Raw genomic sequence first — 17,084 nt, 5'->3', positions numbered from 1 at the left:
AACTGATAGGACAGATTGCTCAAGATGGCTTTACTGGCTTTATCTCCGTACATCATGTCATTCTGTATTTTTTCCTGTAACACGTAAAGCGTTACTATGTCATAGCTCCTTAAAGTCGCCGGAATACGGTGCACATTTAAAAGCCGAATGGTGGGAGCCTCTTCCATCAACACAAAAGAAGGTCTTTGACCTCGCTCACTCATCTGTTTGGTAATGGTATGTATAATAGTGGCAATAACAGGGGGCAGTGAGCTGTCTTTTTTAGGGTTATTAACAATGGATATCACTGCCGGGTTTTTAGGGCTATTGACATTGAGCGGAATATCATCAGCAGATAAAACCATGAATATTTTTTTGGTGCTGATTTTTTTAAAGGCATTGGCCAATGTGCTTTTTACCCCTGCGGTTTGCCTGTCCGAACCTGTACCACTAATAAAAGCATCCGCCATTGCTTTGGAGGTCAAACAGGCTGTTAGACGAAATATAGAAAGGTTTCCTGATGATTTTATGTTTGAACTGACCAAAGAGGAATTGGAAAATTGGAGGTCACAATTTGTGATGCCCAATCCATTGAACAAAATGGGTTTGCGTTATGCCCCTTTTGCGTTTTCGGAACAAGGGGTAGCGATGCTTTCCAGTATTTTAAAAAGCAAAAAGGCAATTGATGTAAATATAGCCATTATGAGGTCTTTTGTAATGTTACGCCAACACCTTACAGATTATGGCGACTTAAAAGAACAAATTGCCCAACTCTACAAAGGCAGCGTAACTACCTGTCCACTTTAAGGCTTCCAACCCTGCCTGATGGATTTTATGGGTGAACATTTCCTTCTTTTTTTTGATATAGTTGGCATACATCGCCAAGCCTTTGATACGCGCCCATATTTCATCATGGGAAGTATTGAATACAGAATCTTTATAATATGGATAACTTTTAACAATGGGATTATTGTTCAGGTTTTTTCTGGTAAAGTAATGCTCATCGAAATGGGTATAGCCCTGTTCCATATAGAGCAAGAACTCGGTATGCCGTGAAAAGAACTGATTGATTTTCTTGGTCTGTTTGGCCAGAAAGGCAAGCTGGCGATCCATATCGGATTTCGGCATACGAAGTTCACATGACCGTACCTCGGTATAGTGAATAAGGTACTTCATTGGTTGGCACTTTATCGACTTGAAAAAACTTATTTCATCCTTTATAATATCAAAGCCTTTTTTTGTTACATATTCCTTAAAAGTGTCCAAAGCAAAAGAGGCAGCTCGAATACCGGCATTTGCCCTTTTAAGTTCGGTGAGGCTTGTTTCTTCTATTTTGGCTATCTTTTCATTGAATTCGTTTATAGTGTTTACATAAAACATATTCTAACAATTTAATTCTCATCTTGGAATATGTTGGTTAGTTGTTTTTATTCTGTTACCATATTATATTTATTTGAATAACTCTAATATTGGATTATTGTTTGAGGCATTAGGTAATGGAATATCCAATAACATGGAAAGCGTAGGGGCTATCTGTGTAATCGTATGCTTCATTACTGATGACTCTCCTTTGGGGATGTTCCACCCGTACCATAGCAATGGTACATGCGTATCACTTGTGTACGAAGTACCATGAGTGGTTCCGAAATTTCTCCTTTCCATCCAACCTGAACAGGTTTGGTATAAAATATCACCAGATTCTTTGGGGTTGTAACTATTCTTTATAAATAAGCCAATGGTACTATTATCCAAAGGTTGATTTTTAAGAGCCGGAGCAAAAGCATCTTTTATGCCTTCTATGGTCACTAAAAAATTCAATGCTTCTTTAAGAATCATTTCTTTTGAAGTTTTTGTATCGTTGATATATACTTGTGTTTTATCTATAAAAGCAACATAATCGGCATTTCCGAATTTCTTTGAAAGATGTACGTTTAAATCTTCTTTTAATTTTCTAGAATCAAAAAACTTTCCAGGTAACCGTTTTTCATTTAGAAAAACAGGATTATCACTGGCAGCATGGTCTGCCGTGAGGAATAACAGGTAATTTTCTTTTCCAATGGTATCGTCTAAGAAGGTTAATAATTGTGACAATTCCCTATCCAATCGTACATAGATGTCCTCCAATTCTTTGGAACGGATACCGAAGTGATGTCCTACATAATCGGTACTGGAATAGCTAATGGTCAAAAAGTCGGTTTGGTCTCCTTGACCTATATGTTCTCCTAAAACAGTTGCCTCTGCCATTTGAGTCAACAGCGTATTCCCGAAAGGAGTTCCAGTCAAAAGTGCAAAATCACCATTTTGTTTCCGCAATTTTTTTAGGTTGTATGGAAAAACAGCTTTTTTTCTTCCCTTGAATATCTTTTCAAATACCGCATCGTCTTTTTCACTATGGGTATATTTTACCATAGGCAATAAGGGGTTCCAAGTAAGATTTAACAGCGAATCGGCTTTTTTACTAGTATTGAAGTCTTTTAACCATTTTGGGAGCGTATTTCTGTAATAGGTACTGGTTACAAAATTACCGTTAAAAGCGTTATACCAATATGCGGCGTCCGCCAAATGGCCTGCTGGACAAATAGCTCCTCTATCCTTGATGGAAAGCCCTGTTACCTTTGAGCAGCCATTACTGAACAGTTTGAGCTCATCTGTTATTGTAGAAGTTTGTATGTTTTTAGGAGACCTTTGGTAATCATTATATATTGAAGTTTTATCAACACCCAAATTGCCCACCAAAAAGGCGGTTGTATCTTCCACGCAGTATATGGTTCTACCCAGAGCTTTTTTATACCAATTATTGGAAACAATACCATGGTTTGTCGGTGTTGTTCCTGTATAAATAGAAGTGTGCCCAGGACCCGTAGCGGTAGGAATGTAATTGTAATGTGTGTTTTTTACATTAAACCCCTCCCGCATCAATCGTTTAAACCCATCTTCGGTATAATTATCTTGAAAACGGTACAGGTACTCTGCTTTCATTTGGTCTACTACAATGCCTACCACCAGCTTTGGCTTATTTATTTCTTGCCCTTTTGAGCTTGCACTAGAAAAAGTGAACAACAGTAAAACTATAACAACCTTGATTTGCATAGAACTTAAAATCTTTAACCCGTTTTAACTAATTCTTTCATTTGTGTAGCAACAATTTCCGTGGTAATGTCTCTTTGCGGTGAACCAAACATTTCATACCCCACCATAAATTTCTTAAGCCTATGGAAATAAATTTGTTCACATTTAAATGATCTGATAAAAAGCCATTGACCAACTTTCCTATGGCATAGGAAAAGAACAAGAACAAGGCGAATCCTATTTGTCCTAATTGGGCAGGATCAAATATCTCTGCATCTACCAGTGGTTTTTTTATCACACTCAAGCTCAGCCTGCATACATAGAAAAAAGCATAGCCAAATGTGGCCGAAAGAAATACACTCCACTTGGAAAGCTTATACTTTTTACTAACTATACTTTTATCTTTTATTAATTCTCTTGCCAGTGAGGGCGCAAAGTACTTTCTAAATTTTTGTGTCATTTTTTGATTTAAAAAGTCATAGCATGACACTATGCCCTTTAAACAACTAAACTAAATTAAGACTAACTCTTATGTTATTAATTCGTTATTAGTTATGAAGTCCTTTGTCTCTTAAATATTGTAGTAATAATTGAGGTCTATCTGTTTGAATCATGTTGACGCCTTTAGAAATTAGCCATCCATAAGCACTATCTGGTTCTTTTAAAGCCCTGTCATCATGATGTCCTGCATTATGTTCTGGCCAAAGGGCATTTACCCAAACACGTGTTCCATTTTGCTCAAATTCATGTAATCTTGCAACCTCTGGAATGGTATCGGATGTAAATGTAAATTCAACACCTTCAAAAGGGTATTCTAATACCTCGTTAAAGAGCTCTTTGTATCCCTTTTTACCAAGTTTGATAATGGGCATATATTGTACTGAATCTATATAAACCCCCAACTTTTCTTTTACTTTATCTAGAGGCTTATTATATCCCTTAATAATGATTTGGTCTGTTGTATTTGTTTCTTTAAGTATTGGTAAAACATATGCGAAATACTCAAAGGATTGATCCAAATTAATTAACACTTCACCTTTTGCCACTAATAAGGCTTCTTTTAAAGTAGGTACTTTAAACAATGTTTTATGCCCCGCACCATCTTTTAGGTACAATTCCTTGATTTCAGCCAAAGTATGGTCTTTCACATATCCTTTTCCTGTGGTTGTTCTATCTAAAGTATGGTCATGCATTAAAATCAATTCGTTATCTGAAGTTTTCTTTAAATCGATTTCAATCATATCTACCCCCATTTCAATGGCATTCTCAATAGCTAGGATTGAATTTTCACAAGCATTTCTCCAGTCTGCTCTGTGTGCAATGACTAGAACATTGGTATCGTTTAGATAGTCCTTTAATATAGACCTAGCATCTTGAGTTTTAATTGACTTTTCTTGTTTCGGTGCCAACTCCGTACCGATATTACCTCTTTCTCTTTTACAGGAAAACACCAAAACAGTAGTAATACAAACCACTAAAGTTATTTTTCTCATTATTATCTTTAACATCTTTATTTTAATAATGTTAAGAGTTTGATATACTCAACTTTAAAAGTTTACAAATAATTATCATTTTTCATATAATATATTGAATACACCAAACTCTTAGTACATTTATTCTACTATTAGTTTTTTATTCATTTTGATTCCCAATGGAGTTTCTAAATTAACAAAGTATAGACCTGATAGTAGCCCCAAAGCTTTAACATCTAAAATTTGTTCATTATTACCTTCAGAAACTTCAATACTTTCAGAATAGACAATTTTGCCTAAGATATCGTTAATAATGATACTGCCTATTCCTGAAGATTTAGTTCTAAAAGACATAGTTACTAAACCATTTGAGGGATTTGGAAAAATCTTTAAACTTTGATTTAACTCTTCTTTGTCAACTTCATCGGCCTCTTCAAATGAAACTTCATTTTCATTATTACCCCCACTCTTTTTATCTGCAATTTTTGCACTAGAACTTGTTGGTTTTTGATTATTATAAAGAGCCTTAGCTTCATCTAACGTAAGGTCTTTATCAAAAATCATTAAGTCATCAAAATGCATGTCAACAGTATTATTTCCTAAAAACCAATAATTAAAATCTTTAAGTTTATCTCTAATTCCCGGTATCCAAATGAGTCGTCCATCAAATTCTCTTTTCACTTTGCTATTTCCTGGAACATTTGAATTAGTACCCGGGCCATATTCAGCACCCCCATTAGGTTTACCCAAAAATACCCTCATATATTTTTGCGTTTTTGCAAAAACTACTATAAGATGATACCAACCAAAACCAGCATCAAAAGCAGCAGGAGGGATTAACTTATACTCCCAAGCAGTTCCTATATTATTTGTCCCTTTTGGTTCATAATATTGTTTTAAGTATAAGGTAGTTTCTTTTAATGAAATTCCAAACTTAACATCAGAATCGTTTGAAGACTCTTTGGCTCCAAATATTAATCTTTCATTCTCATTTGATGCTGTAAATTTTACCCAAAGAGAAATTGTAATTGCATCTGGATTAGCATTGTACTTAGATAAACCAAAAAACTTTGGGTTATTCGTAACGGCACTATTCGAAAAGTCAATATACGCACCAGTATTTAAAGAAAATACTTTGTTTACAGATCCAAAACGATCTGATTGCCAATGCCCTCCAGGGCTATAAACTCTTCCAAGAATATTAGCATCAGCGATAATATTATTATTTTCATCTCTTGCTTTAAAATCAAAAGTAGCTTGGGTGTAATCAGCTATATCAAAAGTCCAATGTACCTTGGGTACAGGTGTATTTTGCCCTTGTAATAATTGAAAACACATAAATAAGCCTAATCCTGTTATTATAATTTTTATTCTTTCCATTTTTTTGCTTATTTAATTGGTCTTACCAAGAGTTTTTAGAAAATCAATAATTACATCTGGACGATCTGTAGTCCAATAATCACACTCCAAATAATTAAGGTTAAAAATAGGGTCTGCCCTTCGGTCAAACCTAGACGAATAAGAATTCGCATTTCTAGGGTCTGGACCAGCATCCATATAAATAATTTTATTATCAAAACCATTATAAGCCGTAGGATTTATTTGAGTAATCCCTATCCATTTACTTTCTTTATGTTTCGTATTGAAATCCAATAAAAGCTTTATACCACCAGGACTAAAACCTTGTTCGGCAGTACCATCTGATTCCATCATCTTTATCTGTAATTCATAACCAGGAATATTCCATCCATCGGTATGCTCTTTTGTAACAAACTCTTCCAAAAATTGAACCTTGCCATCATGATTCAATGATGTTGACAACTGCGCTACATTATCAAAATAAAAAGGCGTATAGCCAATTTGTTTCATAAGTTGATCTCCATATTGAGCTACTAATTTAGCTACTGGTCTATTTGCTCCCCCTTTAAAATATACATTGTTTTCAAAATCATGCTCAATAGCTGTCCAATAAATTCCATCTATGTCATCCCAACCTTTATCTACCATTATTGCAAGGCTAAATTGCTTTGCTACATCAACAGCATCTCCAAAAGCCGGAATATTTATATCCGTTAAACACCCAAATCTATCCCTTACTTTCATAGCCGTCAATTCTGAAAAGGTAAAATCTCCTGGTCCTTTAATCCAATTATCATAGTCTGTTGGACTATAACCAGGAAATCTTGACATTAATTCATTTTTAAGGTTTTGTCGTTGAGCCAAAGCCAACAGTGTGGAATTCACAAGTAGTTTATCGTAAGGATCCACACAACCATCTGTCGGTCCAGTACTGGATTCTCTAAACATAAATGGGTCATGAAATAACACATAATCTGGCACATGATTAGAATTAAGGTCCCCTCCAGCTCTTGAAACATCTAACTCTAGCAAGTCATAATCTTTTGCCGCTTGTATGGACTCTAGCGTGTTTTCTGGAACACCTCTCCAATCACCTCTATGCCATGCCACTAAATATTTTTCATTATCCGGAAGATTAATTTTATCATGCATTTTAGGGTTAAGTGTTGTAACTTCTGGTGCCATAATTTGTATATCTCCATGTTCCTCAGTCGGAAAAGGCCCTAATTTTGTAATACCCTTAATTAAAACTCTATCGTTAGTATACCTTGGAATTTTGAATAACTTAAACGTTTCTTCCTGGCCATTTACCATTGCCTTAAATAACGATTTAATTTCGATAGGCGTTTCACTCCCTAAACTACTTACCAAACTTTGGTCTGTTGCTGTTGCATAAAAAAAATAATCATAATTTTCATTAACAGCCTTATAAAGATTAGATATTGGATATACCGCTAGGTTAGTTCCATAAACAATATTTCTTGGAACTCCAGAGGGAAGATTCCTTGGTATAGCTATACTATATGCTAATTCAAAATGCCCCGTCATTAGATTTTCAGAAATTGGAAAATCTGCTACTGCTTCTTGGTCGTATGTTTCATTAGCATTGTCAAGTTGCGTTTTTGTTGCTGTTGGCCTTATTTGAAAATTAATACCTTTAACCTGTAATGCATGGAAATATTCCTTAGTTATTGGGTGCAAACCTGGCAAATTAATTTCAATTAAATCTTTTAGGGTTGCATTACCAGTAAATTCTACTTCTATAACAACAGGCATTGTTTTCAAAATGTCACTATCATTTATATAATCCACAATACTAACATCTTTCTTATACCCTACATAATTAAAATAGGCGTGCATTTTATCCTGGTACTTATCACTACGAACAGAATAATCTGCACTACCGCACCACCAATGCGAAAACAAAGTACAGTACCATGGTGCATTATCGCCTGATGTTTGTACAATCCATGGAGAACTCCCATAAGAATTAGGAGAATCATTTGTAATTTTAGTGCCATAAATTAAACTTTTATCGCTTCTACCTCCAGTGAAATAGTATGGTTCATAGTACATCCGTACTTCTATAGAACCTCCAGATGCATTTCCTTTAATTCCGAAATTCTTAATAACAGGAAATGACATTCCTTTATGAGCCTGTAGCCTAACAGTATATGTTGATGAGGCATATACATCTGTCCCAAAAAGAGTACAGAATAATATACTTAAAAAAATACAAAATCTATATCTCATAATATACTATTTCTTTGATATGATTTTCATTAATTCCTCTAACTTAGAAGTTAGTAAATTAATTTTTTTCTCCTGCTCAATGGTGTACAACGTAAGTTCTTCAACTTTTTCTAATAAAGCCACATCCATTTCTTGTATAGAGTATCCCTCTTTTTTTACTTGCGCTTCTGGTTTAATTCCCATTAAATGTTTATTATTTTTAATAAAAACCTCTAATTCTTTTAAAGATTGTAATTTATAGTCATCTGAAAAAACAACATCCTTCCATGTATCAACAGATACAATAGCTACGTCTTCTGTTACAATACCATCTTCCATATTTATTAGTTTTTAGAGGTTATTAGAAAACATTTTTATCTTTTACCTTTACTTTTCAAATAAGGAATCAACAAATCAGCATAATCTGTATGGATTATTGTGGGATCTATGGCGATTAAAGCATTGAGCTTAGGAGTTGATGTTGCTCCTGAAATAAGTTCAATATCCTCATCTTTATTAGTTATGCCTCGCCAGGTTAACTTATTATTATCTTTAGCAGACTGTGTGTTATTTGCATTAAATTGAGTTCCTGCTAAATTGAGCAGAGGCGTATTGGTTCTATTCAGGTAAAAATTGAACTGATCTGTATTCCTACAGACCGGGTCTATGAATATACCAACAAATGTATCTAAAGTGTCATAATCATCTCTGGTATCAGCAAATACAACTACTTGGCCTTCCATACTTACTTTTTTAATCACCTTAACCACCTCGCTAAAGTTTTTGTCCTTCACCTCAATATGCATGTAAATATCTTTTCCTTTTATTTTTAATAGTGCCTGCTCCAGTGTTGGGATTGTTTCTTCAGTTAATACCCCGCCATTGCGGTTATTTTTTAACTTTAAATTACTAAGGTTACCGAAGTTCATGTTAGCTATCAAACCAGATCCATTTGTCATGCGATCCACTGTTGTGTCATGAAATAATATGACAACACCGTCAGCTGTGGTTTGGGTATCCGTTTCCAGAAATTCAACACCTAAGTCTAAGGCATCATTGATAGCTGCCATAGAGTTTTCCGGTGATTTTCTAAAATAGCACCTATGCGCTGCAATGGCTGTAAAATTAAGGTCTTTATAAAGCTCATTGATTGGGGTTACATTATTAGTCGGTTCTGGCTCTGGACTTGGATTATCATCAGAACTGCTACAAGCGTTACAACTATAAATAAGAATAATAACTGCTAGTATAGAAAAGGCTGTTGACCAGCCTTTTCTAATATGTATTAAAAAAGAATTCATGATTATACTATTTTATTTACGTGTTGTGTTCTTTAAGTTAGCGCCTAATTTAGGCCACACTCCGGCATCTAAACCAGTGGCAAAAAATTCCATAGCATATAAACTACCATCGTAAGAACCAAAATATACCGTTCCGTCTGTTCCTATGGTAGCCGACCCCCATATATTACCTCCTGTAGAAAATTCAAATTTCACATTACCTCCAGAGTCTAACACATAAAATTTATCATCAAAACTTCCTATATATACATTGCCATCACTATCAACCGCTGCTGCTGCAGAAAGCGCGTCACCAGTAGTAAAATTCCATTTTGAAGAGCCATCAGAACTATTTATAGCCCTAAAATGGTCTGCCCCTTCTTTTGTTGCTGCATATAGGGTACCATCGTTTGCCAGTATTACACCCCCACGACTTGCAGATCCTGATAATGGAAAGGACCACTTTTCTGTACCGTCAGATCTGATTGCCCAAATCTTACCGGAACCGCCACCAAGATCGCCTTGGAAGTATACTGTGTTATCGGCATCAATAGCCATACTACCTCCTGTAAAGGCACCGTGTGGTACTGACCAATTTAAGGTACCAGTTGTTGCATTTAACGATACCAAATTTCTACCTCCGTTGTGGGTGAAGTAAAGAATATCTCCTGTTAGGGCTATGCTTAAAATATCTCCATCAACTGCATAACTCCATTTTTCGGTACCATCTGGATTTAATGCAAAAACAGTATCTGCTGAACCTCCTGTATATATAGTACCATCTGCGCCAATAGCACTTGATGTTACATTTACATTACCACCAGTATTAAATGCCCATTTTTGTGTTCCATCTGGGTTTAAGGCATATAAATTATCATCATCTGAACCAATATATATAGTACCATCATCAGCTATTGATGGTGAATTTCTAATGTTGCCTCCTGTGGCAAAAGACCATTTTAATGACCCGTCCGGATTTATAGCGTAGAAAGAATCATCATCAGAGCCAACATAAATGGTACCATCATCTGCAATAGCCGGGGTACTTGGTTTGATTTCACCGGTTGTTGCAAAACTCCATTTATCTCCCCAAACATTGACATCTTTAGTAAAAACTTCTGAATCGTCGCCAGAGTTATCAGTAACGGTTAAGGTTATGGTGAACAAACCAACATCCCCATAAAAATGGATTGGGTTTTGACTTGTTGAGGTGTTTCCATCTCCAAAATCCCAAGCCCATGAGGTAATTACACCATCACTATCAGTTGAGTTATCCGTAAATGCTACCTCAGCTCCTTTTTGGAAAAGGTCTTTGGACACAGAAAATGAGGCTGTTGGAAGCACATTAGGAATATCTGGGTCTGATACTGCAAACTCTTTTTTAATAGTATTTTCTCCTCCTTTATCATCCTTTACTGTTAACCTTACTTCGTAACCTGTTGCAAAATCAAAAGTATGTGTAGGATTTTGTTCTTGTGACACATCACCATCTCCAAAATTCCACAGCCAACTGGTAATCGTTCCATCTGAGTCTGTTGATGCATCAGTAAAGGTTACTGGCTCGCCTTTAACCGGTGCTTCTGGATTCAAAGAAAATGCGGCTACTGGAAGCGCATTAGATGGTACTACATCGTCATCTTCACAGCTAATAAAAACTATGACCATTAACAAAAGTGTATATATGTATTTATTTATATTTTTCATTTTTTAAGTTTTTAATGTTTAGTAACAATCATTTTGTGGAAATCTTGTTGGATCTTGTACCACATCCAGTTCATCTTGAGGTATTGGGTATATCAACTTACATTCCTGAATATCCACCCCCAATGCCGCAAAGGTAGAAATAGCTGTTCCTGTTCTTTTTAAGTCATACCATCTATGAAACTCTAATGCTAACTCTAAACGTCTCTCTTTTAAAACGGCATCACGAAATGTAACTTGGTTCACCAATTCTGCTGTTGTATATGGTAATAATCCCGCACGTTCTCTAATGGCATTTAAATTCTGAAATGCTGTACTGTCATCTGAAGCCACATAGTCTTCTTCATTCAATACCTCTGCATACATCAATAAAACATCTGCATATCTGAGTACCGGAATATCTGTACCCACATCATTCAATACGGATAAGGTATCAAAGTATTTTTGAGGTACTCTTCGGCTTCCGGAAACTACCACATATTGTACCAATGGTAATCGCTCATCTATAGGGTCGTAAGCATTTACTAAATCATCCGCTATTGTAGGATTCTGTGTATAGTCAAAAGCTAAAGAACGCCCTTCGTCTCCTCCTTTTGCACTTCGTACTGCAAAAACAATTTCTGCATTCATTTCGTTACTAGGACTAAATACTGAAGCAATACTTGGTAATAAACTATAAACATTAGAATTAATCACCTTTTCTAATTCTGCTTTAGCTAAGCCTATTTTATTTTGGGTTAAATATACCTTAGCCAATATACCAGACGCAGCTCCTAAGGTAGCCCTACCTGCTTCAGATGGAGGATATGTTAATGGCAATACATTGGATGCTGCTACCAAATCTGCTTCAATTTGATTGTAAATTTCAGAAACCGGGTCTCTTTTTACATTATCAACTTCCGAAACAGAAATCTCGGTTGTTATTAGTGGTGCATCACCAAACAATTGTACCAAATGAAAATAATATAAGCCCCTTAAAAATTGAGCCTCCCCTTTCACTCTTTCTGCAAATCCCTGATTAATATCTGCCCCATCAATTCTACCCAATATGGCATTGCATCTACCAATACCTTGGTAAAGGGCATCATAAGCTCCTTCTACAATGGTGTTTGATGGTACTACCTGAAACTTATCTATATTAAAAGGCTGTCCTACATCTGAAGCGGGGTCGTCAAACTTACCGTTATCTGATCTTACCTCTAATAAAAATTCAAATCTACTGCCATACAATCTACCATCTTGAAGCACATCATACGCCGCATTAACGGCTACTTCAAAATCATTAGCAGTTTTAAAGAAATCTACTGCGTTGGCATCTGCAAATGGGGTTAACTCAATAAAATCATTACTACATCCACTAGCAAAAACCACTATAAATAATAACTTAATTATATTTTTCATCATATTATTTTTTTAATTAAAAGGATACGTTAATGCCCATAGTGAAAGCTCTGGCTAATGGGTAAGACCCATAGTCTTCCCCAGCTGAAGTTGGACTATTTGGCCGTGCATTTACTTCCGGATTATACCCAGTATAGTTGGTCCATAAAAATGGGTTCTGCACATTGGCAAAAATTCTTGCACTAGAAATTGAAAGGTCTTCAGCTATTTGAGATGGTAAATTAAACCCAAAAGAAATGTTTTGAATTTTTACAAATGAAGCATCTTCTACATGCCTTGTAGATATTAACGTGTTTCTTCCTGTACTACTCTTGGCACGAATGGTTTGTCCATCTCCCGGGTCACTTTCTGACCGCCATCTGTTTACGGCTCCAGCTAATTGATTGAAATTACCTGTTATATTATAAGAATATCTGCGATGTAGATTAAGAATTTCATGTCCTTGTACACTGGTTACCGAAGCACTCAAATCAAAGTATTTATATTTTAAACTCAATCTACCTCCTAATGTATAATCAGGATTGTAACTTCCTACAACCTTTCTATCATCAGCATCAATTTGTCCATCACCATTAATATCCACATAACGAATATCTCCCGGGCGTGCTCCCGCAATATGAGGCACCGCATCTACTTCGGCCTGATTTGCAAACACACCATCTTCAACATACAAAAAGTAAGAACCTATTGGAGACCCTATTTCTGTAATATAGTTAGCACCTGAAGCCCCTCCTGTAGCAATTATGGGGCTATCATCAGAATTTAATGCGATGACTTCATTCTCATTTTTTGCAAAATTTACATTAGCTGTAATTTCTAAATCACCAATTTTTCCATTATAGGTTCCTGAAATTTCAAATCCCTTGTTTTGAATCTCTCCCACATTAGCCGAAATACTTCCAAATCCAGTAAATGCTGCAACTGGTAAATTTCTAAATAGAAAGTCAGTACTCTTACGATTATAAACATCAACTGCAAGTTCTAATTTATCGCTAAAAAATGCTACATCAAGACCTGCGTTCCAAGATATGGTTTCTTCCCATCTCAAATTATCATTTGGCAAGTTGACTGCTCTTAACCCGTTAACAATTTCACCATCTCCTTCTCCAAATACGTAATTATCAGCATCTAATAATGCGATTGAATCATAATTACCGATATTGTCAAAATTTCCGTTTATACCGTAACTTGCTCTTAATTTTAGAAAATTAACCACATTACCTTCTCCAAAAAATGGTTCTTTTGATGCGACCCACCCAACTGATGCAGATGGGAAATATCCCCATTTGTTGTTTTTCGAAAAACGGGAAGCACCATCCGCTCTCATGGAAGCCGAGAACAAATATTTTCCGTCATAATCATATTGTATTCTGGAAAAATATGATAGTAAAGACCATTCTGAACCATTAGAAAATCCAGACTCAGGTATAGTTCCTGCGTTTAATGTAGTTACTAGATCGTTTGGAAAGCCCGTTACCCTAACAAAGTTTCTTTCTGTTCTATTCTTTTGGGCTGAGAACCCCAGTAAAGCATTAAGATTATGATGTTTTCCTAATGTCTTATCATACGTTAATGTGTTCTCTAATAAAAAGTTCCTCGTAAAATTTGAACGCGATCTACCAAAGGCTTCTGATGGCCCGCTTTGTCCTCTTATTTCTAGAGTAGATGGATTAAATGTATCTCTCTTAAAGTTATTTATATCGGCTCCTACAGATACTTTATTTATAAGGCCATCTATAATTTTTAAACTTAAAAAGGCGTTTCCCAGCAACCTGTATTGTTGTCTTTTATCATCTATAAGTGTTGCTAAGGCTACCGGATTAATTTGATTACTATGCCCAAATCCCCAATTATTGTTACCATAATTAAATGTACCATCCGGATTATACACCGGAAATACGGGAGCATAAACATTTGAAGCAGACACCACACCTCCTTGCCACCAAGGTCCCTCGGTCTGTACAATATCGTGCTCTGAAAACGAAGGTGCTAAATTAATTCCGAACTGAATGTTATCATAATTGACATTATATTTCATTCTGAAAGCATATCTTTCAAACTCAGAGTTAATTACAATACCTTCTTGTTGTAAAACATTTCCAGACGCATAGTAATTAGAGTGTTCTGAACCACCAGACACAGACACATTATGTTCATTTCGAGCTGCAACTCTAAAAATTTCATCCTGCCAATCCGTATCTGTTAAGCCCTGAATACCTGCTGCATAAGGAAATAATTCAGGAGCAATAGTGCCTCTTCCTCCTCTTACCCCGTTAGGGTCTGTTATTGCTCGATTCGGATCGCCTCCTGGGTTATTATTAATATAATTCTCATTTTGGCCATCAATACTAAGCTGAGCATATTCATAAGCATTTAAAAGGTCTATTTTACGGAAAACTGACTGTAAACCGAAACTACCTTTATAGTTTACTTTTAATCTTCCTTGTTTACCAGATTTTGTTGTAATAATTACCACGCCATTTGATGCCCTAGACCCATAAATTGAGGTTGAAGCTGCATCCTTTAAAACATTTATTGACTCAATATCTTCCGGGTTAATCGTTGCCAATGGGTTTGATGGCTGTTCATTAGGTCCTGCCGTACCCGTAGCCCCTCTCAAGTCATTATCTAATGGTACACCATCAATTACATATAAAGGTTCTGTTGCTCCAAGTGTTCCAGCTCCTCTTACACGTATTGAGACATTTCCTCCAGGTGCTCCTGTTGATTCACTAATTCTTACTCCAGCAACTTGCCCTTGTAATGCCTGTTCAAAACTTACAACGTTTTGATCTTTTAATTTTTCGTAATTTACTTTTGATACTGCTGTTGTTAAAGCTCTGCTCTTTCTTGAACCATACCCTATCAACACAATTTCATCTAACTCTGCCGTATCTTCTATTAAAGTTACCGTGAAGTCTGTTTTTCCGTTTAACGGTATTTCCTGGGTCGTAAAGCCGATATACGAAATAACCAATATAGCATTTGGGCTAGAAACACTTATGGCAAACCTGCCATCAAAGCCTGACTGTGCACCGTTTGCCGTTCCTTTTTCTAAAATAGAGGCTCCAGGTAAGGGTGTTCCATTTTCATCGGACACAATGCCCGTTATTGTTTTTTGCTGTTGGTTTGTAGAAGTTGAATTGGCTGCAATTTTCTTACCAATGATAATATCATTTTCCTGTACCTGATACGAGAAATTTGCCTTAACACCTAATTCGTTCAATATCTTGGCAACAGATGTGTTTTTATAGACTACTTCATATTGCTTTTTATTATTAGCTACATAATTGCCATAAGTAATATTGAATTGTGTTATATTTGAAATTTTGTTGAAGACTTGCTGCAAAGTGGCATTCTTTTCGCTAATGGATATCTTTGTAGTGTTAATGTTCTGAGGCATTCCATAAGTAAAATACGTACAGCAAATGAGCGCTATAAATAGCAGTTTTGATTTGTTTTGTAACGATATCATATAGTTATTAAGTATTGATTATAATGCGTATTCGATGCTTATTCTTAGGGTCTGTTGGTGCAGACCCTATTTTTATTTAGTAGTAATCTCTATCATATTATTGTTTAGTTTTAGTTGAACTTCATTTATATAGTTTATTCTTTTAATCACTTGTTCAAGCGACTCTTTACTGTTTAACCTAAAGGAATATAATGTTACCGACTTTGCTTTTTCATCTCTAAAAACAATGGGTTTATTGTATTTTTCTTCCAATACCGGAACAAGTTGATTTATGGAAATACTATCCAGGACCACAGTATTCTTAACCCAAAGTGTATGCAGTTGCCCTAGCGTATTTGTTTTTTGCAAGGATTCAAGATTGGCATTATAGACTACTTTTTGATTAGGTAGAAGTTCCACAGCTTCTTTTTGAGAAGATACTTTGACCAATCCCGTAGCCACTACAACTTCTACCAAAGTATCTTTGGATTTGATATTAAAAGAAGTTCCTAAAACTTTGGTAAGTACTTCTCCTGTTTGTATGGTAAATGAACTATTTGGATTTTTCGTTACTTCAAAAAAAGCCTGACCGGTTAATTTGGTTTCTCTTTGTGAGGTATTGAATGTTGGAGCGTAACTCAGCGAACTTTGGCTTGACAACCAAACATGAGAACTGTCTGGTAATGTTATTTTTTTTACTTCATGCGAGGTATTTTGAACAAATACCCATTGTTTATTCTTTTTGGATGGCCAATTTAAAAGACCAATACTCATAAGCAACACTACACTTGCTGCAATCCCGATGAATCTTTTGATTTTTATTCTTTTTAATTTGCCGGTAGGTTTTGATTTAATTTCACTGTCTATTGCCTGCCATAGATTCTTGGAAATAACTTTGTCTATTTCCTTGGGCACTTCACTTTTATATTGTTTATTGAAATATTTTTGGGTTAATTTATCATTACCCAAAAGTTGTTTTAACTCTTCCAATTCTTCTATAGAACAAGAATCATTATTTAGCTTATCCAATAATTGATTTAAACGCTTCACTAATTCACTTTATTTAAACATAAAGAGTATGAAAACGTAAAAACACGCAGCCCTGGAATGTTAAAAAAATGTTAAAAATTTATTTCG

General features: G+C 35.5%; 13 protein-coding genes and 1 pseudogene. 1 reads left to right on the top strand and 13 read right to left on the bottom strand.

The genetic code is table 11. From position 1 onward, the window contains the following. A pseudogene (locus Q0992_RS12505) lies at positions 1 to 461 on the bottom strand (TraM recognition domain-containing protein); the annotation flags it as partial. Between Q0992_RS12505 and Q0992_RS16890 the strand changes: the two are divergent. After that, positions 343 to 786: an ORF6N domain-containing protein gene (locus tag Q0992_RS16890; RefSeq protein ID WP_367277960.1), complete on the top strand. Its 444-nt coding sequence runs from the start codon at positions 343 to 345 to the stop codon at positions 784 to 786. The pseudogene Q0992_RS12505 and the gene Q0992_RS16890 overlap by 119 nt on opposite strands. Here the strand turns inward: Q0992_RS16890 and Q0992_RS12495 are convergent. The 12 genes from Q0992_RS12495 to Q0992_RS12440 all read right to left on the bottom strand — a co-directional run bounded on the left by Q0992_RS12495 (position 730) and on the right by Q0992_RS12440 (position 16,997). After that, positions 730 to 1,359 carry an RteC domain-containing protein gene (locus tag Q0992_RS12495; RefSeq protein WP_299524805.1) on the bottom strand — a complete coding sequence of 210 codons (630 nt, stop codon included), beginning with the start codon at positions 1,357 to 1,359 and terminating at the stop codon, positions 730 to 732. The genes Q0992_RS16890 and Q0992_RS12495 overlap by 57 nt on opposite strands. 69 nt (positions 1,360 to 1,428) lie before the next feature. Further along, positions 1,429 to 3,069 (bottom strand): alkaline phosphatase PafA, encoded by a 1,641-nt coding sequence (pafA, locus tag Q0992_RS12490; protein WP_299524802.1) that lies wholly within the window; start codon positions 3,067 to 3,069, stop codon positions 1,429 to 1,431. Between the two features lie 37 nt (positions 3,070 to 3,106). Beyond that, positions 3,107 to 3,508 carry a hypothetical protein gene (locus tag Q0992_RS12485; protein ID WP_299524800.1) on the bottom strand — a complete coding sequence of 134 codons (402 nt, stop codon included), beginning with the start codon at positions 3,506 to 3,508 and terminating at the stop codon, positions 3,107 to 3,109. Between the two features lie 88 nt (positions 3,509 to 3,596). Next, complete coding sequence (locus tag Q0992_RS12480; RefSeq protein ID WP_299524797.1) at positions 3,597 to 4,541, bottom strand: glycerophosphodiester phosphodiesterase family protein; 945 nt, start codon at positions 4,539 to 4,541, stop codon at positions 3,597 to 3,599. Between the two features lie 120 nt (positions 4,542 to 4,661). Beyond that, complete coding sequence (locus Q0992_RS12475; protein WP_299524794.1) at positions 4,662 to 5,900, bottom strand: T9SS type A sorting domain-containing protein; 1,239 nt, start codon at positions 5,898 to 5,900, stop codon at positions 4,662 to 4,664. 12 nt (positions 5,901 to 5,912) lie between these two features. Then, positions 5,913 to 8,132 (bottom strand): hypothetical protein, encoded by a 2,220-nt coding sequence (locus tag Q0992_RS12470; RefSeq protein WP_299524791.1) that lies wholly within the window; start codon positions 8,130 to 8,132, stop codon positions 5,913 to 5,915. Positions 8,133 to 8,138: 6 nt separating this feature from the next. Beyond that, a complete protein-coding gene (locus tag Q0992_RS12465; protein ID WP_299524788.1) occupies positions 8,139 to 8,450 on the bottom strand; it encodes a hypothetical protein in 312 nt (103 codons plus the stop codon). Positions 8,451 to 8,485: 35 nt separating this feature from the next. Next, complete coding sequence (locus Q0992_RS12460; RefSeq protein ID WP_299524785.1) at positions 8,486 to 9,412, bottom strand: glycerophosphodiester phosphodiesterase family protein; 927 nt, start codon at positions 9,410 to 9,412, stop codon at positions 8,486 to 8,488. A gap of 12 nt (positions 9,413 to 9,424) precedes the next feature. Then, complete coding sequence (locus tag Q0992_RS12455; RefSeq protein ID WP_299524782.1) at positions 9,425 to 11,095, bottom strand: PQQ-binding-like beta-propeller repeat protein; 1,671 nt, start codon at positions 11,093 to 11,095, stop codon at positions 9,425 to 9,427. An 18-nt stretch (positions 11,096 to 11,113) separates the two neighbouring features. Beyond that, positions 11,114 to 12,496 (bottom strand): RagB/SusD family nutrient uptake outer membrane protein, encoded by a 1,383-nt coding sequence (locus Q0992_RS12450; RefSeq protein ID WP_299524773.1) that lies wholly within the window; start codon positions 12,494 to 12,496, stop codon positions 11,114 to 11,116. A 13-nt stretch (positions 12,497 to 12,509) separates the two neighbouring features. Further along, positions 12,510 to 15,968, bottom strand: coding sequence for a SusC/RagA family TonB-linked outer membrane protein (locus Q0992_RS12445; RefSeq protein ID WP_299524770.1), 3,459 nt, complete (start codon positions 15,966 to 15,968; stop codon positions 12,510 to 12,512). 72 nt (positions 15,969 to 16,040) lie between these two features. Then, a complete protein-coding gene (locus Q0992_RS12440) occupies positions 16,041 to 16,997 on the bottom strand; it encodes a FecR family protein (RefSeq protein ID WP_299524767.1) in 957 nt (318 codons plus the stop codon). Between the last annotated feature and the right edge of the window lie 87 nt (positions 16,998 to 17,084).

Source organism: Winogradskyella sp. (assembly GCF_028289625.1).
In the GTDB taxonomy this organism is placed as follows: domain Bacteria; phylum Bacteroidota; class Bacteroidia; order Flavobacteriales; family Flavobacteriaceae; genus Winogradskyella.
Note: the sequence above shows the minus strand (reverse complement) of the source record. Positions and strands in the feature narration are given on the sequence as shown.